This window comes from Streptomyces sp. NPDC041970, assembly GCF_055588985.1.
Genome location: NZ_JBVJCD010000001.1, coordinates 134,549 through 155,404 on the forward strand (window position 1 = coordinate 134,549; position 20,856 = coordinate 155,404).

A 20,856-nucleotide genomic window follows, 5' to 3' on the forward strand; every position below is an offset into this window, starting at 1 on the left:
CCCCCGTGCCAGCAGGCTGAGTACACCTAACTCGCGGTAGGTGAGTTTTGCTGCCGGCGGCTCTTCCACGTCTTTCCTCCTCCTTGCTTCTTGCGAAGGGCATGAGAAAAAACGTCCAGGGGCTGCCATCGCACGGCCCCCGGGCGCTGCTGATGCTGTGCAGGGTCGGCGCCCACCACGTCCGGTGGGATCTCGCCCTGGTCACCCCGATCGGCGCCGGCCGGCGATCGCGGTGCCGCCCCGGCCGCTGGTCAACCCCCGGTGGACCTGGACGACATCACGAGTCCGGCCTCATCGCCTTCGTCGCCCGGTTGCCGGTTCGGCCGGGACGCGACGGTCCGACCTGCCCGTCCACGCCCCGGCGGTTTGTCGAAGAACGCGAAACGGCCCGGAATCACGGGGTGGTGAGGATGGCTACGACAGGTCCGGGGCGCCTCCAACTCGTGCGTCCGCTCCGACGCCACGACGCATACGGCCAGTCGCTCGGTGACGAGTCCGTCGGTCATGGCCACCGCAGTACCTTCCGCCGCCTGATGAAAGTCCGGAGAAGCGTGGATCCCCACCAGGTCACCCGGTAGCCGGGTGTCTCGGCCTGGTGGTCGCGGCGTTCGAGGGGGGCATACGTCCGCTCATGCTCGTGCGTGATGGGAACTGCTCCCGAGTCAGTGTGAACTCCGCACTTTTCCTGGCGTGGCAGATGCGTTCGGCGTCAGGGATCGCATTTCTCCGCGCCTTGAGGAGCGAGGAGAAGCGCCGTTCGCACTCGTCCCCGATGTGCCGGTCGGGGCGCCCGTCCTCGGGAGACCGGAACCCTTTGGTGCATGGAGGTGGACGCACGGCGCGGCGATGGTTCCATGTTCCTGCGCCACTGCGTCATGGTCTTGTGCTCGCCGCTGCTTAGGAGGGGGACAAGGGCGTTGCGGGTCCAGCAGGTGAACCAAAAATCGTGCAGTGCGGTACGGGCCAGGTGGATGTTCTTGTCGAGCCGCTTGCGCAGTCGCTTCCCGGGTGCCGGTGCCGGGAACCTCGACTTCCTCGACGGCGCCTTGCTTGAGGGCCGGATGCCGCACGAACTGAGCACCGGCGGTTCTCTGGAGGGCTCCATGGTGCGCGTGTTGCCTCGGTTGGCTCCACGACGGGGGAGGGGAAGGGGGACGAACCTTCCTGGTCCGGAGGGGGATGGCTGCTCGCCGACTCGGAGGAGACCGGCGCGAGGCCGCTGCTGGAGCTTCCCTCCGTCTCCGTTCCGGGCGTTGCGTCAGCCTGCGGGACAGTGAGCCGGAAAGCTGAAAGTCCTTTCAGTCGATGTCACCCGAGGGGCGAACAGGGGCGTCGGTGTGCTCGCTCGGCCGAATCGAGCGGTATCACCGTCGCGTGTATATGTTGATGGCACTCCCGGCTCCCGTCCGTCCCTGTCCATTTCAAGCCCAGTCTCCGCTCGACCATGAAGACGTTACCTGATCGTGAGTTGAACCTGTCAACCCTTGGGCCACATTCCGTGGCAATGGTCTTACACGGAGCAGTCCGGTCATGGAAACGTAAAGAAATGGGTGCCAAACCTCGCCCCTGGAATATGGCCAGAAATTCCGATGACCTCCGCTGAGGGCATCGGTCGGCCCCTTGATCCTGTGCGGGGCCGCGCCCGAAGAACGGCCGACCTGAGCCGCCCGTTCGGCGCGGACGCCGACTGGCTCACCGGTATCGGCCCCCGTGGGGTCGGTCGCGGACCCGTACGGCCATGGGGACGGCCGGGGCGGTGAACGGCACCCTCGCCACCGAACTGATCGAGATCCGGGCCCCTTGGGCGGATTCCGGCCGGGTCGAGCGGGCGATCTTCCGACGGGCCGCACGGCACGACGAAGTGCGCCTGCGTTCCATGCTCGTCCACGCACCACCGACCGGGAACGGGAAATGCCCTGCGGGACCGGAGCGGACCCCGCGGTCCGTCTGAGAAAAGATCATTGGATGAAGCGAAATCCGGTCAGCTCCTATGTCGGATCAGCAAACGCGCTCTACTGCTCCGGACCAAGCGGTGCCGCTGCGGAACCGAGGGTTTTCGGGCTCCGTACGGTGCGTTCGAGAAAGGTCATTCCTCTCGCGGGGGAGCCTCCCAGGTGGCGGAGATGTCGCGGGCGACATCACGGAGGAGGTCGATGAGCATGTCCGCGAGGGGTATGAGGCCGGCGTCGGTCTTGGTCACGGCGTAGAGATGGCGGTAGGGCCTGGGGTGGGCCAGTTCGCGATGGGTGGTGCCCGGCGCCCGGGTCAGGGCCAGGCGCGAGACCAGGGCCACTGCGATGCCTGTGCTGACAAGGGCCTGGGCCACGTCGTAGGACTCGGTCTCGAACCGCACGGTGGGAGTGAAACCGGCCTCGCGGGCGGCGTCGTGGAACTGTTCGCGGGCGGCATGGCCGGCCAGGATGGAGACCCACGACTCGTCGCGCAGTTGTTCCAGGCGCAGTTCGGTGTCCGCGGGCTGTCCCGTGGCCAGCGGATGGTCGTCGGGGAGAACCACGACCATGGGGTCCGACAGGAGCGAGTGGGCCCGCAGGTGTGGGGGCGGCGTCAGCGGCGTGCCCCAGGACGCGACGATGGCGACGTCCAGGCGCCCCGCGCTGATCTCGTCCGCTCCCCGTCCGGACACCACGTCGATGACGGACACGTCGGCGTCCGGGTGGCGGTGTCGTAGAGTCGTCAGGGCCGGTGGCAGCAGGTGCAGGGCGGCCGCCTGGAACGTCCCGATCCGCAGCCGGAGCGAGAGGCGGCCGAGCAGTGCGGCCAGCTCCGCCTCGGCCCTGTCCAACGCCTCCTCCACCGTCCGGCCGTGGGAGGCGAGCAGTGCGCCGGCCGCGGTGAGCGTTGCTCCGCGGGGGCCGCGGATGACCAGGGGCACCTGCCAGTCGCGCTCGACCTTGGCCACCTGCTGGGTGACCGCCGCGGGGGTCAGGTGGAGTGCGTGAGCGGCCGCGGTCAGGGAGCCGTGCCGCTCGATCAACGCGAGAAGGCGTAACTGTCCCGGATCCACCACCATTCACTAATCCTAACGCTGCACCCTCCTTTCCTAACTTCTCTTAGGGGCATCGGACAGGAAGCCTGGAGCCACACCCGCCGGCCGCAATCCTCGGAAGGGGTCCTTTTCCCATGCCCACGCATGTGCCCGTTTTCATCGCCACCACCTTACTGCTGGCGATGCTGCCAGGCGCGAGTGCCGCCCTGATGATCAGACAGGTTCTGGAAGGCGGCCAACGCACCCTCCAGGGCACGCTCGCGGGCAATGCCAGCGGCTTCCTGCTGTGGTCCACGGCCGCCGCGGCCGGGCTGTCCGCCGTCCTGCTCGCCAGCCCCACCGCGTACGCGATGCTGCGGATCGCGGGAGGCGTCGTGCTGATCTTCCTCGGGGTGAAGACCCTGCGGAGCGCGCTCACCACCGTCGCCGCCCCCGCCCCTGCCGAGGGCGAGCACCGCACCGGCTTCGTGAGCGGGTACATCACCGGCCTGAGCACCAACCTCGGCAACCCCAAGGCGGGTGTGTTCGCCGTCTCGGTGCTGCCCCAGTTCGTGACCGAGAAGGGGCCGGTGTTCCTGTCGACCGTCGCCCTGGGGGCCCTGTGGGCGCTCGTCAGCGCCTCCTGGTACATGTTGCTCACCTGGGCCGTCGGCCGGGGGCGCGACCTGGTGTCGCGGCCGACCGTCCTTCGGGGACTCAACGTGACCACCGGCGTCGTCCTGGTGGGACTGGGCGCCGCGGTGGCCCTGGATGTCTGAGGGCCGGGCCGGTATCCCTTCCTGCATCCGGCCGCCCGAGGCGCCCGCCGCCCCGGGCGCCGGCCGTGACGGGGGCGCCCGGTACGACCGGCGGCGGAGCACGCCGAAGCGTTCGCCCCGGCGTCGCCGTCCGCTCATGCCCGCAGCCGCGCGGGCGCTCCGCCCGACGGCACGGAAGCGGGGAAGGCGATGACGCACGCCACGACGCCGGACGGAACCCGCATCGCCTACCAGCTCCGGGGGGAGGGGGCGCCGCTGGTCCTGCTGGCGGGCCAGGCCAACAACCACCACTGGTGGGACGCGGTCCGGGCCGACTTCCACTCCGCTCGCAGCACCCTCACGCTCGACTACCGCGGCACCGGTGACAGCGACAAGCCCGACACCCCGTACAGCACCGAGCTGTTCGCCCGCGACGTCATCGCGGTCCTCGACGAACTCGGCGTCGACCGGGCCGACGTCTACGGCACGTCCATGGGCGGACGTGTGGCCCAGCAGATCGCGGCCCGCCACCCTCACCGGGTGGGCGCCCTCGTTCTCGGCTGCACCTCGCCCGGCGGCCCGCACGGCGTCGAGCGGAGCAACGACGTCCGCCGAGCCCTGGCGCAGTCCCGGCCCGAAGCCGCGCGACAGGCCCTGCTGGAGCTGATGTACACCCCTCGGTGGCTCGCCTCGCATCCCGGCCCGCACCACACCCTCGGCGACCCCCGCATTCCCGCCCACGCCCGGCGCCACCACCTCGTGGCCAGCGACCAGCACGACGCCTGGGACCTCCTGCCGGACATCAGCGCCCCCACCCTGGTCGTCCACGGCAGCGACGACCTGCTCAACCCCGCCGCCAACGCCCCCCTGCTCGCCGACCGCATCCCCGGCGCCCGCCTGCACCTGATCCCCCATGGCCGGCACGCCTACTTCGAGGAGTGCCGCAGCCACGCCGGCCCCCTGGTCCTGGACTTCCTCACCACCGCGCACCGGCGGTGAGGATCCGGGCCCCGCGTGCCCGTGGCGCCGCCCGACCCCGGTCCCCCACGGACGGCCCCTTGCGCGCTACAGGTCGAGTGCGGCGTCCGCGGTCGCGTCGGAGGGCGGCGGCTGCGGACAGAGCCGCTGCACGGCGGAGCGCAGTTCGGCTTCGCAGAGATGGTGGGACAACTCGGGCCCGATCATCTCCCCCATGCGCCGAGCGGTCTGCGGGCTCGCGAAGTGGTCGCGCAGAACGGGGGAGGAGGCCGCCTCGCGGGTCAACAGCGTGACGAGCTCGGGGCTCGCCCCGGTGGCCGAGTGCCAGTGGGGGGCGAGCGGGCCGGAGGCCGGCAGCAGGCCGGCTCGCGCGGCCGCGATCAGGACGCGGCAGGTCTCGCCGGGACGCCGGTGCCGGGCGCCGGACCTCTCGTAGGAGTCCACGGCCTCCGCGACCGTCGCGGTCGACCAGTCCGACCGCGGCAGCCACGCGGACGCCCAGGCCACCGCGGCCGGATGCGCCACGGTGTTGGGCCGCAACGCCGGGACCACGTCCGGGAGGAGGCGCCGGCCGGAGTACTCGTGCAGCGCCTGGGCCGCCCACCCGATGCCGCTCCAGTGCGCCTCCGCGTCCACCACCAGGCGGCGGCCCGCCACCTGCTCCACGAGCCGCCCCACCGCCTGGGCCAGCGAGTCGGCGGATCTGTTCGCGACGTGCGCCACCCTCAGCAGACTGCCCGCCCGGTGGAGCCCCAGCGCGTTCGCCAGGACGTCGACGGGCAGCCCGAGCACGAGGCCGAGGACCTCGTCGAACGCATCGGTCCCACCGGTCAGCCACAAGGCCCGCAGCAGGCCGGGGACCTCCTGCAGATCCGACCGGAGAGCGAGGCGGAGCCGCTTGACCAGCCGGTTGACGTTGACGCTGGCGGCCAGTTGCTCGCCCCACTGCGGCTCCCACATGTGGGCGAGCGTCAACATCTCGGTGACCGCACGCGGGCTGGCGAAGAGGTGCATGGTGGACTCCCACCGGGTGGTGACCAAGGTGTGCATCCACTCGGTCTCCTCGGTGCGGTTGGTCACGCCGAGCCGGGCCAGGGCGCGCCCCACGTGGCCCTGGGTCAACGGGTCCTGATCGAACTTGAACGCCTCGACGAGCGTCAACCACCGCCGTCCGCCCCGCAGGGCTTCCAGTTCCGACGTGCCGAGTCCCGGTACGCAGCGCTCCACCTCGCTCAGCAGCTCGGCGGTGAGCGGTGGATGCACCACGCTGCGGAGCACGAGCTCCCGCAGGTGCGAGAGCTCCTGCCCGGCGTGCGGCCGGCTCAGGTTCTCCACGGCCGCTGCCGCGTCGCCCGGCTCCAGGGCGCGGAGCTGGCCGAGGGTGGTGGTGAAGGCGCCGACTCCGCGGCCGACCTGCAACCGCTCGGCCCAGTCCCACTGGGGGTTCTCCTCCTTGAAGGGGCCCAGGACGAGGTCGGCCGCATCGGCGTGGCCGCCGGCCCGGAGGGTGTCGGCCATCACCCGGAGCTTCTGTGCCACGTTGCTCGCGCTGCCCAGGAGCGGAGCGCGCACGGCCCTGTCCATGTCGAGCTGCCGTGCGTAGTCCACGCCGATGTCGGGCACGAGCGCGAGCCCCAGCCGGTGGGTGTGCACCAGGCTCTCCGGGTCGAGCCCCGTCTGGGTCATCCGGTCGCACAGCACCTTGCGGTCCAGCCGCCCAGCCAGCTTCTGGAGGAAGCCCTGGCCGAAGTACTCGTCCTGGATCAGCAGCATCGCCAGGCGCGGGCCCCAGGGACGGGCCGTGCCGCGCTGGGTGTGGATGCTGGAGACGACGAGCCCGAGCGCCCCGTCCTCGATGGCGTGCCGGAAGTCCGCGCCCGCCTCCCACAGCCCCCGCAGCAGGTGGTAGACGATGGCGGGCCGCCGCTCCCGCCGCATGACGTTCTCGACGAACTCCTGGCCGATCTCCATCGCGAGCCGGTGGCTGAACCGCTCCTTGGTGGCGCAGTAGAGGTCGTCCACGCGACTGACCGCGCTGAGCAACATGCCGGCGCCCCGCGCGTCCTCGAAGCCGCGGACCGTCTTGGCCAGTTCGCGGGCGAGTCCGGAGTCGGCGACCAGGTTGCCGTCCCGGTCCTCCCGGAACAGGAGCGTCCGCAGCGTGCCGCCGTGGATGTTCCGGACCGTCGAGATGAGGATGGCCGCCTCGGCGGGGGGCGCCGCCTTCACCACGGGAACAAGGGTGCGACCGAACTTCAGGTGGTTGAGGAGGCGGTTGCAGAGCCCGCGGTTGCTCTGCGCGAGGTCGTACAGGGCCTGGCTTATCTGGATGGCGTCCGAGTGCGCCAGAGCGGCCTGGAGCTGGGACTTGTACTGCTCGATGATCTGGTCCCAGTCGCCCGTGCCGTCGAAGTGCAGACGCAGCGAGATCCAGGACAGGATGGCGGCGAGGGACCTGTCCTTGGTGGGGGCGGCCTTGATGAGCAGCAGCGCGGGTTTGAACAGGGGACGCAGCGCCGACGCGGCAGGGTCGTCCTGGGCCTGCCGCGACCAGGCGAAGATCAGGTCGTCCATGCGCCGGATGGCGATGAGGTCCCGGTGGTTCGCGGGATCGGCGTCGCGCGCCAGCTCGTCGGTGCGCTGTTCGAGCCAGTCGCAGACCGTCGCCGTGGGCGTCGTGCCCTCGCCCGCCAGCTTGAGCAGGGCGCTGACGAGCCGGTACCGGTCGGTGAGGCTGGAGGGCCGCCCGAGGACCGTGTCCAGGCCGCCCCCTTCGCTGCCGACCCAGGCGACGAGGTCCGTCAGCTCGGTCGTCCCGGCCAGCCGGAACTCGTCGTCCCACAGGGCCGAGAGCCCGGAGGTGAGGTCGCGTACCGTCAGGTCCTCGACCTCCCGCAGGCGTCGGAGCACGGCCGGAAGAGCGGCGGCGGTCCAGTCGGCGTCGCTGTTGCGGCGGCACAGCCGCAGTACGGGCAGGGCCTTGCGCGGATGCGCCTTGGCCGCCCAGTCCGTGATCGCCTCGCGGACCGACGCGGACCTCAGCAGCAGCGCGAGCTGTTCGGGCGCGTAGGCGGCGCACTTGCGCAGCAGCGCGTCGAGCCGCGGCTGGTCGTCGCTCCGGAAGAGCTCCCGTACGTACGGTTCGAGCTGGGCGGGGAAGCCGTCCAGCCCCTCGGGCCTCGCGGCGGCGATCAGCGCCTCGGCCCGGACCGCGCTGGGGACGCGCGCCAGGCCGTGGTGGACGACGACGCCGAGGGCCTTGCGGGTCTCCTCGGGGATGATCCGCACCCGGGCGGTCGGAACCCCTTCGTCCAGCCATGACACCGCGGCCAGCAGGTACACCGCGTCGCGGGCTTCGGCGTCGAGGGCCTCGCAGACCGCCTGTGCCCGTGCCCGTACGCGGTCGGCCCCCAGCCCCTTGTCCGGCAGGGTCCCCGCGGAGGCCGGCTGGTCGGTGGGTTCCTCGCGCAGCAGATCGGCCAGCAGCCCGAGGTCCCCCCGGCACGCCTCGACGGCCAGGGCGACGGCCGCCGTGTCGTCGGCGCGGACCTTGAACGCGCCGGGCGCCTGCCGGATCATCCGCCGGGCCAGGTCGGGGACCCCGTGGGGCGGCACCAGGGTGACGTAGGCGGTCACCCCGTGGCTCTCCCAACGATGGGCGGCCCCGTCGACGTAACGGGTCAGGGCGAGCACGCCCACTCTCAGCTCGCCCAGGCACTCCAGGGCCTCGCCGACGTTGCCGTCCTCCAGGGCGTGCAGGTCCTCCAGCACCACGAGCACCTTCCGGCGCGCGGTGTCGACGCCGGTGGCGGTCAGCGCGGCGCGCACCACGGGCAGCAGGTCGCCGTCCGAGGGCAGTTGGCGACTGGCGGGAGACAGGACGAGGGTCGTCCAGCCGGCGGCCTCCAGCTTCCGCACCACCTGCTGGGCGCACACCGTCTTGCCCCGGTTGCGCGGCCCGGACTGGATCACCCGCGACAGGGGCCGCTGGTGGTACCGCTTGACGAGGAAGGAGGACCGTTCGAAGTCGACCAGCCGCTCGTCCGCCGGTCCGCTCCACCCCGGCTCGGAGTCGCCGGCGGCGGTCGTGTGGAGGATGCGCCACTCCTCCTCGTCGAGGATCCGCGCCGCCCGTCGCCGCACCGCGAGGTCCCACCGCTCCCCCCAGAGGAGGCGGGCGGCTCCCAGCAGCGTCGGCTCGGCGTCGGACTCCTCGGCGCCCGCCCGCCGCAGCCGCCAACCGTCGGCGGCGCGCCACAGTACGTCGAGCCCGGCCTCGGCGGCGGCCCCCTGCGCCTGCTCGACCACGGCCGGCGGCAGCCAGTCACCGCCCGGCGAGATGCCCGCCAGGGCGAGCACCCCCAGGTCGCCGAGGTCCGGGAGACCGCCCTCGGCGGCGATCCAGGACAGGGCGACGGCCACCGGCGCGGAGTCCGGGGCGACCGTGGAGGGGCTGAGGACGTACGGGGCGTCGACACGGGGGCGGGCCTCGGCGACGAGCTTCCTGCCCACCGTCGCCACGAGGGGCCGTGCCGCGTGCAGGCCCCGGTCGATCGCCGCCGAGTCGGGCAGCGACGACGGGAGCAGGGCCGCGTCGTCGGGGTCCAGCACGACGTCCGCGCCGGCGATGACATACCAGTCGTCCACCGGCGCCAGCAGCAGTGGCGCCCCGCCGACCGGCGCGGGCCGCACCGTGCCGCCGCCGGCCTCCACGCGCTCGGCCCTGGTCACCAGGTGGTCGAGTTCGGCCAGCAGCTCGGCGTCCAGTTCGCCCAGGAGGCCCTCCAGGCGCGTGGACTCGCCCGCGTACGCGAACAGCAGCGCGCCGGGGCCGATCGGCTCCCTCTCGCCGGAGAAGTCGAACGGGCGCCGGGGCAGCGGGACCTCCCTGTCCAGGGACCTGTGCCCGAGGCCGATGACCGTGCGGAGCCGTGACTCGACGCGGACCCGGTCGACCGATGGCGCCATCAGGTCCGTGGCCAGCGCATGGAGCGCCATGCGCAGTTCATGCGTCAGGGACGACGTCCTGGCGGCGGTGGACGGGCTGGGCTCGACATGGCTCACACGCGACTCCTCGGCTCCCCGTACGGTGCTGTTCATGGTGTGATGCGGACCAGGCCCTCGGCGGTGCCGACGACGATCCGGCCGTCGCGGTGCAGGTCCACCGCGTGGACGTCGAGGCCGATGTCGAAGTGGCGGGCCGGATCGGAGCCGGTGGGGGACGAGATCCGGATGTCGCCGTGGACACCCGCGCTGACCAGCACCTGCGTGTGGCCCGCGGTGCACAGCCGCAGTTCACCGACGCCGCTCGCGTGGGCCGTGATCCAGCGATGGGTGCGGCCGTTCCAGTCCGACCACCAGACGGAACCGTCGCCCGCTCCCGTGTAGACGCCGTGGGCGTCGGACGTGATCTTCACCAGGCCGCGCTGCTGCGGCGGTCTGAAGGTGTGCAGACGTTCGCCGTCGCCGTCCCACACGACGACCTCCCAGGCTGTGCGCGCCGCCACCCGGACTCCGTCCGCGGTCACCGCCGCCGTGGCCCCGCCCAGGCGCAGCCCCGGTCTGTCGATCCGCCGGCCGGTGACGCGCGCCCTGCGCCAGTGCCACCCCTCGCTCCCGGCGATCAGCAGGTCCTCTCCGACCTTGAGGCAGGTGTTGAGGGGGCAGTGGAGGTCCAGCGACGGGATCTCCAGGCCGACGCGGTTGAGCAGCGCGACCCAGGCCCCGCCCTTCACGTCCCCCGCGAACAGCGCGGGCCGCCCCTTGTGGTCGATGACCGAGGACGTGGTGATCCGCGGCGGGACGCCCCGGCGGCTCGGCACCTGCTCGGGGTCGGGGTCGAACGCGGTCCAGGCCGTGTCGTCGGCGTCTCCCGGCCGGTGGAAGACGCTGCTGCCGGTCAGCGCCAGCTCGCCGCCGTCGGGGAGGCAGTGCACCGCCTTGACGCTCCGGTCCGCCGGGAGGTCGCGGTCCTCCGGCTTAGGACGCCGGGACGGCGGCCGGCAGTCGACGGCCACGGCCTGCCAGCCCGACGCGTACGCGCGGGCGCGCCGGGAGAGTTCGTCCAGGGACCGCACCTGGGCGTGCAGGGCCAGCCGCGCCAGGGTGTGCCCGTCGGGCCGCCAGCGCGGCCCCATCAACTCCCGGCAGAGAGCGCGCACGTTGGCCACCCGGTCGTCGGTGGTCCTCTGGAGCAGGCCCAGGGTCCGGTACAGCGTCTCGCCGTCCATCGCGAGCAGGAACTCCGGATCGTCCAGGAACTCGTCCAGGACGCCCGCCAACCGCGCGTGGTGCGGGAGGTGTTCACGGGTGTACTGGTCGGCGCCGGACCAGTCGCGCTGCCCGGACGGCAGCAGGGGGAGCTGTTCGGTCATGGCCGCGACGAACAGCGCGTGGTACGTGCGCGCGTCAACGGCACCGGCCAGGTAGTCGGCGGTCGGAGGGCGGGTGAGCCTCCATCCGTGGCCGTTCATGCCGTCCTCCGGGACATCGAGGTAGTCCCTCGCCTCTCTGCACACGTCGTTGATGGCCGCGGAGTCCGCTCGGGGCCTGCCGGCCGCACGGACCACGGCGGCCCACAGCCGCCCGTCGGCCGGGAGCCCGTCCCCCTGGGCCAGCGCCACCGGAAGGAGCATGTCCCGGGCCCACTGGGGATCGTCGTCGTCCAGGCCGCGGCTGAGCCGCGCGAGCGTGTCCAGGAACAGGTCGGCGTTGGACCGCTCTGCCTGGACCCTGGCGTTCGCGGGATCCTGGGTGCTGGTGTCGACGGCGAAGAGGTAGGCGCGGAGCCAGGACCGGCCGGCCGCCGCGGCCGTGGCGAGCGCGATGGCGCGCAGCGACCGGGCGTCCGCGGTCGACCACCGCGTGCCCTTGCGGTTCCTGAGGACGTGTTCCACCAGCGCGACCACGTCGGCCTCGTGGAAGTACTCGTCCGCGTCGAGGTCGACGATCGGTCCCGCGAAGCCGTCCGGCACCGCGCTGGCGGCCATGACGACACGGGTCCGCGGCTGTGCGGCCAGGGGCGCCAGCACCGTGCTGTGGAGCAGCTCGGGCTCCTGGCTCGCGTCCACGGAGTCGAAGACGAGGCGCAGCCCCCGGTCGCCGAGGGCTTCCACCAGGCCGACGCCGTCCCGTTGATCGGGCACGCCGAAGCGGCGGGCCAGCTTGGCCACCACGGCGTCCGCACTCCGGCCGCGGACGTCCAGCAGCAGGTCGACGCATCCGCCGGGCGCGGCGGAGGGCGCCCGCGCCCCGGTCGGCAGGGGGCGCTCCCGCGACGAGGAGACGTGGACCCAGTCGAGCAGCACGGACTTCCCCGAGCCCCGCCGCCCGGTGACCAGGAGCGGCGCTCCCGGCTCCGACGACGGTGCTTCGGTCAGGTGGGCGGTGACGTCCCGCACGGCTTCGGCGCGTCCGCACAGGGCCCACCCGCTGTCGTCGTTGGCCTCGGGCGGCCGCCGTACCGGACGACGCGGATCGTGGCGCGGATTGGGGAAGGCCCGGATCTCCCGCCGAGGGGGCACCCAGTCCGGCAACTGGGGGTCCTCGGGGTTCGCGGACCCCTCCCTCATGCGGCGGGTCAGCTCCGCGAAGAGTCTGTACGCGCCGAGGTTCTCGTCGTCGTCACCGGCGTGCGTGTTGCGCAGGGCGCCCGCGAAGGCGTCGGCGAAGTGCATCTCCTGCGCGTCGGTGGTCCGGTCCGTGGAACTGATCAGGGTGAGCACGGGGAGGTCGGCGCCCTTGTCGCTCTGCTTGCGCGCCTCCTCGCCCAACCGGTTGACCGCCAGCCCCGACCGGCAGGCGTCGAGGAGGACGACGACCTCGCGCGGCCGCGGCCGCCCTTTCGCGCCGGGGATGATGAGCGACATGAGCTTGGCGACGTCCAACATGCTCGCCCGCTCGGCTTCCTTGCTGTCGTGCGCGGCGAGAAGGACGTCCCCGTCGCCGAAGTCGATGCCGTGCCCCGAGTAGTAGAAGAGCAGGACGTCGGGGGGACGGCCGTCCTCGCCCTCCAGCGCCTTCTCGAAGCCGCGTTCGAGGTCGTCGACCTCGGGATCGGTGCGTGAGGCGCGGTGGATGGTGAACCCGGCCTCCGCCAGGACGGCCCGCATCATCCGCAGCTCGTCGACCACGCGCGGCAGCGGCTCGAATCCCGCTCCGAACGTACTGGTCCCGCAGACGAGTGCCACCCGGTCGAGCTCCGCCGACCTGCCGACGGGGTGCGGGGCCGTCGTCACCGCTCGGCGGCGGGCAGCGCCGTGGCGACGGCCTCGGCCACCTCGTCGGTCGTGAGGTAGCGGAGCACGGAGTGGCTGCCGAAGAGGTATCGGCCGGGCCTGTGCCAGGGCAGGTTGACGACGGGGCGGTCGTCGACGCCGCCGAAGACGGGCGCGAGGTGCTTGACCAGGGCGATGGGATCGTCCTTGGCGGCCACGTTGACCCAGCGGGCGACGGAGGGCAGTGCGTCGCCCTCGGCGGGCGGCGGCGGCGCCAAACGGTCCCGCACCGCTCGCAGGCCCAGGGGGGAGCCGAGGCTGATGAAGCTGTGCACGTTCCACTCGGGGTGGGCGCGAAGCGCCTCGTAGGCCACGACGGAACCCAGCGAGTGACCGATGACGACCCGCGTCTCCGGGGTCACGACGCGCTCGAAACGCTGCTGCGCGCACGCCCGCACGGTGTCGGACGCGTCCAGATACCGGCGTACCTGGCGGATCATCCAGATGACGGTGCGGCCCGCCGGCTTCCCGAGCCCCTCGTGCCGCTCCAGCCGGCGCAGGGCCATCTGGCCGAGCCCCTTGCCGCCGGGCAGGGGGGCGTCGGCGCCTTCCGCGAACGCTTCCAGCAGCTCCAACTCGAACGGGTCGCGCACGTCGCCGATCCGGAACGACGGGATGTCCGCCAGCTCGTCCTCCACCCCGCCGCCCTTGCCGCCTCGGCTGCGGAAGCAACTGCCGTAGTACACGGCGGACACGTCTGCCGCGTCCGGCACGGGGCGCGCGGCGTCCGTCATGCCGACCCGCAGGGCTTCGTACCACTCGGTCAGCATCGTCTCGGCGTGCTTGTACTGGTAACCGATGCCGTGGCAGACGACCACACGCGACACTGCGCCCCCCTGGTGCCTCGGTCCGCGCGCTGGAGCCCGGAGACCTGAGGCCCCATGATGCCCCATTTCCCGAGGGCGGGTAACCGCTGTGCGTGGGCAACTCGGCGCGGCGACGGCGTAGTTGCCCACATCGCGGGGGCCCGCCGGCTGTCCGCCCGCTCAGGGTTCGAGGATGAGGCGGATCGGGTCGCCCTCTTTGGTCTCCAGCCGGCGCACCGCCTCGGCGGCCTCCTCCAGGGGCAGTACGCCGGAGATGGAGCGGGAGAACTCGAACCGTCCGGCCGCGACCAGTTCCACGAGTTGGGGCAGGGCGCCGGGCTGCGCGCCGTAGTGGCCGAGGAGCTTCTGGCCCTGGTAGGAGAAGGCGGTGCTGTCGTGGAGCGTGAGCGGCTTGCCCGTCAGCCCCACGAGCACGAGCCGGCCGCCCTTGCCGAGGAGGGAGAGCGCCTGGTCGCGCACCGCGTCGACCCCCGCGAAGTCGAAGGCGACGTCGAGCCCCCGGCCGTGCGTGGCCTCCTTCACGATCCGGTCCAGCTCCGGGTCGGCCGGATCCAGGGCGAGGTCGGCCCCGAAGCCCAGGGAGCGCTCCCTCGCCGGCGCGGCGGGGTCGATCACGATGACCGGGCAGGCCCCGACGGCCCGCAGGAGTTGTACGGCGTGGACGCCGAGTCCGCCCGCCCCCCAGACGCCGGCGGCCTCCGCCGCGCGGACCCGGCCGGTCTCGGTGATCGCGCCCCAGGGGGTGGTGACGGCGTCGGGGATGATGGCGCCCTGGTCGAAGGGGATGGAGTCCGGGAGCGGGAGCATACTGGCCGCGCCGGTGAGGGCGTACTCCGCCCAGCCGCCGTCGAACTCGACGCCTCGGGTCAGCCTGACGCCGTCGACGACCTCTCCGGCGCGCAGCAGCACGCGGTCGCCGGGCGTCCAGCCGGTGACGCCGGGGCCCAGCTCCGCGACCGTGCCCGACACCTCGTGCCCGAGGGTGACCGTGTCCGGACCGCCGCCGGCGGGCCGGGCGAGGGTGCCCTCGATCAGGTGGACGTCCGAGAGGCACACCCCGGCCGCCTCCACTTTGATCAGCGCCTTCTCCGGGCCCGGAACGGGCCTTTCCACGTCCTCGACGCGGAGTTCGTGCGTGGGGAAATGCAAACGCACGGCACGCATGGTGGCCACGGCGTCTCCTTGCCCTGCTCGAGGTCATGACTGCGAGTCGCCGACCGCGGGACTGCACGACGGCCGGGCTGTCACAAGCCATCTTGTCTTCCACCGTAACGGTCAGGCATGAGCAAAGCAGGGCGGAACGGGTTGATCTTCCCCATCGGGCATGTTCCGGCGGGCCGGTCGCCGGTCCGGGGCGGACCCGTCGCGCCGCCGGGCCGGTGTGCGTAGCCTCGGTACGGGGCGAGGGAAAGGACCGCGCGTATGGCGCCGAAGCGACCCAGGACCGAACTCGACACCCGGTACAGCTCCGCGCTCGCCCCGCGTCCGGGCGCGGAGCAGGCCGCCGCCACCGACTGGGACGAGGCCCTGCGCCGGTTGCGGGCCGCGGAGGTCTTCTGGATCACCACGGTGCGCACGGACGGCCGCCCGCACGTCACGCCGGTGATCGCCGTCTGGCACGACGGAGCGCTGCACTTCTGCACCGGTCCGGGCGAGCAGAAGGCGAGGAATCTGGCCGCGAACGCCCACTGCGCACTCACCACGGGGTGCGACTCGCTCTCCGCGGGCCTCGACATCGTGGTCGAGGGCACGGCGGAACGGGTGGCGGACCCGGCGCGGCGGGACGAGGTGATCGCCGCGTTCGCGGCGCGGTACGGCGACCGCGTCACCTCCCCGGAAGGGACCTTCCACGGCCTCGGCGACAGCGTCCGCGCGGGCGACGCCCTGCTGTTCGCGGTGGCGCCCGACACGGCGTACGGCTTCGGCCGCGACGGCCAGGCCTTCAGCCACACCCGCCACACCTTCTAGCGGGCCCTCCGGCGTCCGGCCCTCGGGCGCCCCGCGGCCGGGTGCGCCGGCGCCCGCACCCCGGCGCGGGCGCCGTGCCGTCGTCAGCCGGTGACGCGGTCCAGCCAGGTGATCAGGTCGCCTACGACCTCCTCGCGGTTGGTCTCGTTGAACAGCTCGTGCCGCGCGCCGGGGTAGCTGCGGTACGTGAGGTCGCTCAGGCCTGCGTCCCGGTAGCGCTCGACGGCGAGGTCGCTCAGGGAGAGGTCCTGGTTGAGCGGGTCGTGGTCGCCGACCAGGACGTAGACGGGCAGGTCGGCGGGGACGCCCTCGGGCGCGGCCAGACGCGTGGCCGCGGCGGTGGCGAGAGCGGTCAGCGAGGGCTCGTCCAGGGTGAAGCCGCACAGCGGGTCCGCGACGTAGAGGTCCACCTGGGCCTCGTCGCGGCTGAGCCAGTCGGCCTCCGTGCGGGCGGGCTGGAACCGGGCGTTGAAGGCGCCCATGATGTCCCCGCCGGCCGCCGCGAGATGGGCGAAGAGGCCGTCCACCGCGGTCGTCCCGCAGAGGGCGACCGCGTCGGCGAGGTCGGGGTGGTCGAGCATGTACTGCTGGGCGGCGAACGATCCCAGGCTGTGGCCGAGCAGGACGACGGGGAGCCCCGGATGGCGGTCGCCGATGATCCCGGTGAGGGTGGCCAGGTCCTCGACGAGCAGGTTCCAGCCGTCGTCGCCGAGGGCGCCGGGCCGGCCGGGGAGCATGGTCAGGCCGTGGCCGCGGTGGTCGTCGGCGTACACCGCGTAACCGCGCGCCGTGAGCTGCTCGGCGAGGGGCGCGTACCGCGCGCCGTGCTCGCCCATGCCGTGGGCGATCTGGACGGCGGCGCGCGGCGGGCCCTCCGGGAGCCAGCTGCGGACGTGGACGGCCAGGCCGTCGCTGCTGGTGAAGGTGAACATCGTCGCTCCTGGATTCGGTTGCTCGGTCGCTCTGCGCAGGATCCTGCCGCAGGGGCCCGCGGCGCGTGCCGGCCCCCCCGCCGAGCCCGGCGGTGGACGCCGCGGGGAGGTCTCGGGGCGCGGAGCGTCGCGGCCGGGGCGGGCGGTCCGTCGAGACCGCGCCGGGCCCCGGCGGACGCGGCAGGGCCTGCCTCCCGTCACACGCCGTTGATGACCTGGCCATCGTCGTGTTTCCGACCGCTTCTCCCCATGGGTGGGGGGACAACGTCACGCCCCCGTGTTTGTTCCGAGGAACAAACACGCCGCCGATAGGATGGCCGGGTGACCGGTTCCCACCCGCCGCGGGAAGTCGTGGACGTGGCGCGCGAGCTGCTGGCCCGCACGGACGCGATGGGGGAGCGGCTGGCCCGGCGTATGCGGGCGGAGGTCGAGGCGTACGGCAACGAGGCGCTGCTTCCGTTCGACTCGATCCGCGCGTCGTGCACGCACAACCTCGAACTGATGCTGCGGCATTTCACCGAGGCCGGCCCGGTCGACGTGGGGCCGCCGCAGGCGACGGGCCGCCTGCGGGCCGAGCAGGGCGTGCCGCTGGCGGAGACCCTGCACGCCTACCGCATCGGCTTCCAGTTCCTCTGGGAGGAGCTGGTGGCGCGGGCCCGCGCCCATCCGGAGGTCACCGACGCGATGCTCGTCGCCCTGAGCGCGGACGTCTGGCGGCTGGCCGACGCGTACTCCGTGGCCGTGGCCGTCGCGTACCGCGAGACGTCGTCCGAGCTGGTGCTCCAGCGGGAGCACGAGCGCTCGGCGCTGGTGGAGGCGCTCTTCACCGGCGTGATCGCGGACTCCGGGACCCTCGGCGAGACGGCCCGGACGCTGGGGCTGCCCGTACGCGGCCCGTACATCGTCGTCGCCGCGACCGCGCCCGCGCCCGGCAGGGAGGCGCTGCCCGCCATCGCGTCCGACCTGCGGGCGGTGCGCGTCCCCTCGGCGTGGCGGCTGCTCCCCGACGAGCAGGTCGGCCTGGTGTGCGTCCCCGGCGCCGGTGCGCAGGAGGCGGCCGTCGCGGCGCTCCGGAAGCACCCCGCCCAGGTGGGCGTCAGCCCGCCGTACGACTCCCTGCGCGAGACGCCGCAGGCGCTGCGCTTCGCCCGGCTCGCCCTGGCCGGACTCAGGGGGCGCGAGCCGGGAGTCGCCCGCTTCGACGACGAGCCGCTGTCGATGCTCGTGGCCGCGGCGCCGGCGGAGGCCGCGCGGCTGGTCCGGGTCGGGCTGGGGCCGCTCCTCGACCTGCCCGAACAGGAGCGGTCCCGTCTCCTGGAGACGCTGGAGGGGTGGTTCGCCTCGCGGGGGTCCGCCGCGGAGACCGGGCGCAGGCTGTACGTGCACGCGAACACGGTGCGCTACCGGCTGCGGCGCGTCGAGGACCTCACCGGGCGCTCCCTGCGGGACCCGCGGGCGGTGATGGAGATCGGGGCGGCCCTGCGGGCCTTCCGCTTCCTGCCGTGACGTCCTCCTGCCGTGACGGCCCGGCGTTTCTGTCTTGTTCCTCCCCTGGCCATCCGAGGACCGCCCGGTCACCATGGGCCCCCAACGAGCATGGCCGAACGGGGGACGCATGACGGTGGTCGGACGGGAACCGGACGAAACGCGCTCCGCCCCGGAGGAGCCGCCGGACGCGGGGGAGGGGCCGGAGCCCGGACGTCCGGAGCCCGCGAGCCCGCCGGAGCCCCCCGGCCGACCGGAGAGCGACCCCCCGGAACCCGCGAGCCGCGAGCCCGCGAGCCGGCCGGAGGGCGGCGACGGCGACGGGAACGGCGACGGAGGCGGCGGCGGTGACCGAGCCGGAGGGCCGGGACAGGACGAGGAGCCGCTGCCGTTCCCGCAGATGATCCGCCGGCACGCCCTGACCCTGACCCTGGCCTTCCTCGGCATCGTCGTCAGCACCGTCGTCGCCGCGGTGGTCTCCGCCTACCTCGACATCTGGTCGAAGGAGAGCCCGCCGCCGGGCGCCCCCGCTCTCACCGCCAACACCAGGACGTGGTGGGACCTGAGCAGCGAGGAGCGGGTGGTGGTGGCCCCGAAGACGGCCGTCGACCGCCGGGGCGCGTCCTACGTGCCGGACGGTCCGATGCAGGCCATGGACGCGCTCGTCGCGGAGCAGGGGCTCAACGCCGGGATGATGCGGGTCGACATCATCCTGAACAACCTCACCCAGGTGCCGGCCTCCGTCACCGGCATCCGCCTCCGCACGGAGGGGGTTCGGGACGTGCCGTCCGGGTTGGTGTACCGCTGCGGGGGCAACCAGGGGGGCGAGGACATCAGCCGGGTCCGGCTCGACCTGAAGCGCCCGGAGCAGCCGGCGGTGGAGTACGGGGACGACGGCCGGCCCGTGGGCCAGTACCCCACCGCCCGCATCCAGGTCGCGGCCCAGGGGGACCCGGCCCACTTCAACGTGGAGGTCCGGGGCGGGCGCGTGGCGTACGACTTCGTCCTCGTCGTGACGTACCGGCAGGGCAGCCAGGAGCACGAACTCACGGTCGACGACGCGGGCCGGCGCTTCACGCTGGCTCCGCCGATCGAGCCCGACACCCCGTCCTTCCGGTGCGATCACGCGACGCAGACGTGGCAGGACGTCGACCGGTGAGAACACGTCGGACCGCGGGCGTCGTCCTCGCCCTCGTGCTGCTCTGCCCCCTCCTCACCGTGGGCGCCCTGCACGTGCTGCGCCCCGGGCCCGCGCAGCTCGTCGGCGCGCGGGCGGTCGGCGGTCTGCTCATGGACGACGGCCGCGGCCGCTGGACCGCGACGCTGCCGGACGAGGGGCAGCGGGCGCCGAAGGAGTACGCGCGCGCCTCCCGAGGCTGCGGGTCCCTCTTCCGCTGGGCGACGCACGCCCACGCCGTGGTCCGGGGCACGGTCCAGGTCGGTTACGCGGTGGGAGCGGCGCCCGGCACCGACACCGCGGTACGCCGGATCAGGCTGGTCACGGGCGAGCGGGTCGACCTGCCGCGGGGCGACGACGTGGGGTGCGTGGGCGTCAGCCCCGACGAGCAGAAGGGGCATCTGGGCTCCCGGTCCACCGCCTACCTCGGCGGGGTGCCGACCCTGTCGCTGGACGGCGGTGTGTCCGAGCTCCGCGGGGGGTTCCCGGTGCGGGCCGGCGGCACGGTCAACGGCGTCGTCGGTGTGTCCACCCGCGCCTGCTCCTGCACCTGGTGGCTGGAGGTCGACGTCGTGGAGGACGGCCGGGCCGGGACCGTGCGGATCGACGACGCGGGGAGGCCGTTCCGCTCGGCTCCGCCCGTGGACCTGGCCACCCCCGCCGAGCAGGAGTTCAGGAACTGGACGGGCCGGCCCTCGATCCGTTCCGCCGGCGCCCCCGGACCGGAGCGGGACGGCGTCTCGGCCAGCGTGGGCCTGGCACAGATGTCGTCGGCGTGGCGCATCGGCATGGACGAGGCGGTGGACGCCCCGGACGCCCTCGCGAGCGGTTTCGCCGCCGGGGGAACGGCCTGCCGGCAGATGGGCGAGTCGCTGCTCGACCGCGGCGGGGTCCCGGCCGGTTGGGCCACGCTGGGCCTCCAGATCAGTGCGCCGCCCGACGTCCTCGACGTGACGGTGGACGCGTCGGTCCGCGTACGGCGGGCGGAGTTGCCCACGGCCGGGAACCACCAGTACTCGTGCGCCCCGCGCGGGGTGGACGTGGACGACGTGGACCAGCGGCAGAACAGGGGGGCGGACCGTTCGCTCTACCCCGACACCCTGCACGCGCTGGGCCCGTTCCCCAGCGGCTCCCTGAAATACGACCCGGACTGGACCGTCCACCGGAGCGTCGGCCGTGCGATGCCGCTCGCCGTCGACGAGAAGCGCCACCTCACCGAGGACGAGTCCGGCGCCAACGGCGTCTTCATCACGGCGGACGTCTACGCGGAGACGGCCACGTTCCACTTCACGGTGGACGTCACCGTCACCCTGCCGTCCGGGCGGCGGCACCACTTCGCCCTCTCCGACCACGGGCGTCCGTTCGTGCTGGGGCCGGGCTCCGAGCAACTGGCGTCGGTGCACCGCACGGACTACCACGAGACGAGCGCGGACCCCTCGGACATGGCGCTGTACGAAGGCATGTGAAGG

Annotated in this window: 12 protein-coding genes; 6 read left to right on the forward strand and 6 right to left on the reverse strand. The window is 73.2% G+C overall.

The features are described from left to right. Window positions 1-2,086: 2,086 nt before the first annotated feature. On the reverse strand, window positions 2,087-3,031 hold the full coding sequence (locus ACZ6EJ_RS00625) for a LysR family transcriptional regulator (protein WP_469263391.1): 945 nt from the start codon (window positions 3,029-3,031) through the stop codon (window positions 2,087-2,089). A gap of 110 nt (window positions 3,032-3,141) precedes the next feature. On the opposite strand from ACZ6EJ_RS00625, the gene ACZ6EJ_RS00630 reads away from it, so the two are divergent. Both ACZ6EJ_RS00630 and ACZ6EJ_RS00635 read left to right on the forward strand, forming a co-directional pair. Beyond that, window positions 3,142-3,765, forward strand: a complete 624-nt coding sequence (locus ACZ6EJ_RS00630; protein WP_469263392.1) for a LysE family translocator — start codon at window positions 3,142-3,144, stop codon at window positions 3,763-3,765. Between the two features lie 189 nt (window positions 3,766-3,954). Continuing rightward, on the forward strand, window positions 3,955-4,743 hold the full coding sequence (locus tag ACZ6EJ_RS00635) for an alpha/beta fold hydrolase (protein ID WP_469263394.1): 789 nt from the start codon (window positions 3,955-3,957) through the stop codon (window positions 4,741-4,743). A 66-nt stretch (window positions 4,744-4,809) separates the two neighbouring features. Here ACZ6EJ_RS00635 and ACZ6EJ_RS00640 read toward each other — a convergent pair whose 3' ends face one another. The 4 genes from ACZ6EJ_RS00640 to ACZ6EJ_RS00655 all read right to left on the reverse strand — a co-directional run bounded on the left by ACZ6EJ_RS00640 (window position 4,810) and on the right by ACZ6EJ_RS00655 (window position 14,998). Beyond that, window positions 4,810-9,720: a hypothetical protein gene (locus ACZ6EJ_RS00640; RefSeq protein WP_469263396.1), complete on the reverse strand. Its 4,911-nt coding sequence runs from the start codon at window positions 9,718-9,720 to the stop codon at window positions 4,810-4,812. A gap of 98 nt (window positions 9,721-9,818) precedes the next feature. Continuing rightward, on the reverse strand, window positions 9,819-12,959 hold the full coding sequence (locus tag ACZ6EJ_RS00645; protein ID WP_469263398.1) for a caspase family protein: 3,141 nt from the start codon (window positions 12,957-12,959) through the stop codon (window positions 9,819-9,821). Continuing rightward, window positions 12,956-13,825 carry an alpha/beta fold hydrolase gene (locus ACZ6EJ_RS00650; RefSeq protein WP_469263400.1) on the reverse strand — a complete coding sequence of 290 codons (870 nt, stop codon included), beginning with the start codon at window positions 13,823-13,825 and terminating at the stop codon, window positions 12,956-12,958. The genes ACZ6EJ_RS00645 and ACZ6EJ_RS00650 overlap by 4 nt, the downstream gene beginning before the upstream one ends. 159 nt (window positions 13,826-13,984) lie before the next feature. Continuing rightward, complete coding sequence (locus tag ACZ6EJ_RS00655; RefSeq protein WP_469263402.1) at window positions 13,985-14,998, reverse strand: zinc-binding dehydrogenase; 1,014 nt, start codon at window positions 14,996-14,998, stop codon at window positions 13,985-13,987. A gap of 249 nt (window positions 14,999-15,247) precedes the next feature. On the opposite strand from ACZ6EJ_RS00655, the gene ACZ6EJ_RS00660 reads away from it, so the two are divergent. After that, entirely contained in the window at window positions 15,248-15,793 is a 546-nt protein-coding gene (locus tag ACZ6EJ_RS00660) for a pyridoxamine 5'-phosphate oxidase family protein (RefSeq protein ID WP_469263404.1), read from the forward strand. Between the two features lie 83 nt (window positions 15,794-15,876). On the opposite strand, the gene ACZ6EJ_RS00665 is transcribed toward ACZ6EJ_RS00660, so the two are convergent. Continuing rightward, a complete protein-coding gene (locus ACZ6EJ_RS00665) occupies window positions 15,877-16,725 on the reverse strand; it encodes an alpha/beta fold hydrolase (RefSeq protein ID WP_469263406.1) in 849 nt (282 codons plus the stop codon). A gap of 321 nt (window positions 16,726-17,046) precedes the next feature. Between ACZ6EJ_RS00665 and ACZ6EJ_RS00670 the strand changes: the two genes are divergently transcribed. From ACZ6EJ_RS00670 to ACZ6EJ_RS00680, 3 genes are all read left to right on the forward strand, one after another. After that, a complete protein-coding gene (locus ACZ6EJ_RS00670) occupies window positions 17,047-18,231 on the forward strand; it encodes a PucR family transcriptional regulator (protein ID WP_469263408.1) in 1,185 nt (394 codons plus the stop codon). Between the two features lie 109 nt (window positions 18,232-18,340). Further along, window positions 18,341-19,369 (forward strand): hypothetical protein, encoded by a 1,029-nt coding sequence (locus tag ACZ6EJ_RS00675; protein ID WP_469263409.1) that lies wholly within the window; start codon window positions 18,341-18,343, stop codon window positions 19,367-19,369. Next, window positions 19,366-20,853 (forward strand): hypothetical protein, encoded by a 1,488-nt coding sequence (locus ACZ6EJ_RS00680; RefSeq protein WP_469263411.1) that lies wholly within the window; start codon window positions 19,366-19,368, stop codon window positions 20,851-20,853. The genes ACZ6EJ_RS00675 and ACZ6EJ_RS00680 overlap by 4 nt, the downstream gene beginning before the upstream one ends. The last annotated feature ends 3 nt before the right edge of the window (window positions 20,854-20,856 follow it).

Excerpts from the sequence above, each read along its gene's own strand:
- ACZ6EJ_RS00625 (WP_469263391.1), bottom strand. The coding sequence starts at position 3,031 with ATGGTGGTGGATCCGGGACAGTTACGCCTTCTCGCGTTGATCGAGCGG.
- ACZ6EJ_RS00630 (WP_469263392.1), top strand. The coding sequence starts at position 3,142 with ATGCCCACGCATGTGCCCGTTTTCATCGCCACCACCTTACTGCTGGCG.
- ACZ6EJ_RS00635 (WP_469263394.1), top strand. The coding sequence starts at position 3,955 with ATGACGCACGCCACGACGCCGGACGGAACCCGCATCGCCTACCAGCTC.
- ACZ6EJ_RS00640 (WP_469263396.1), bottom strand. The coding sequence starts at position 9,720 with ATGGCGCTCCATGCGCTGGCCACGGACCTGATGGCGCCATCGGTCGAC.
- ACZ6EJ_RS00660 (WP_469263404.1), top strand. The coding sequence starts at position 15,248 with ATGGCGCCGAAGCGACCCAGGACCGAACTCGACACCCGGTACAGCTCC.
- ACZ6EJ_RS00665 (WP_469263406.1), bottom strand. The coding sequence starts at position 16,725 with ATGTTCACCTTCACCAGCAGCGACGGCCTGGCCGTCCACGTCCGCAGC.
- ACZ6EJ_RS00675 (WP_469263409.1), top strand. The coding sequence starts at position 18,341 with ATGACGGTGGTCGGACGGGAACCGGACGAAACGCGCTCCGCCCCGGAG.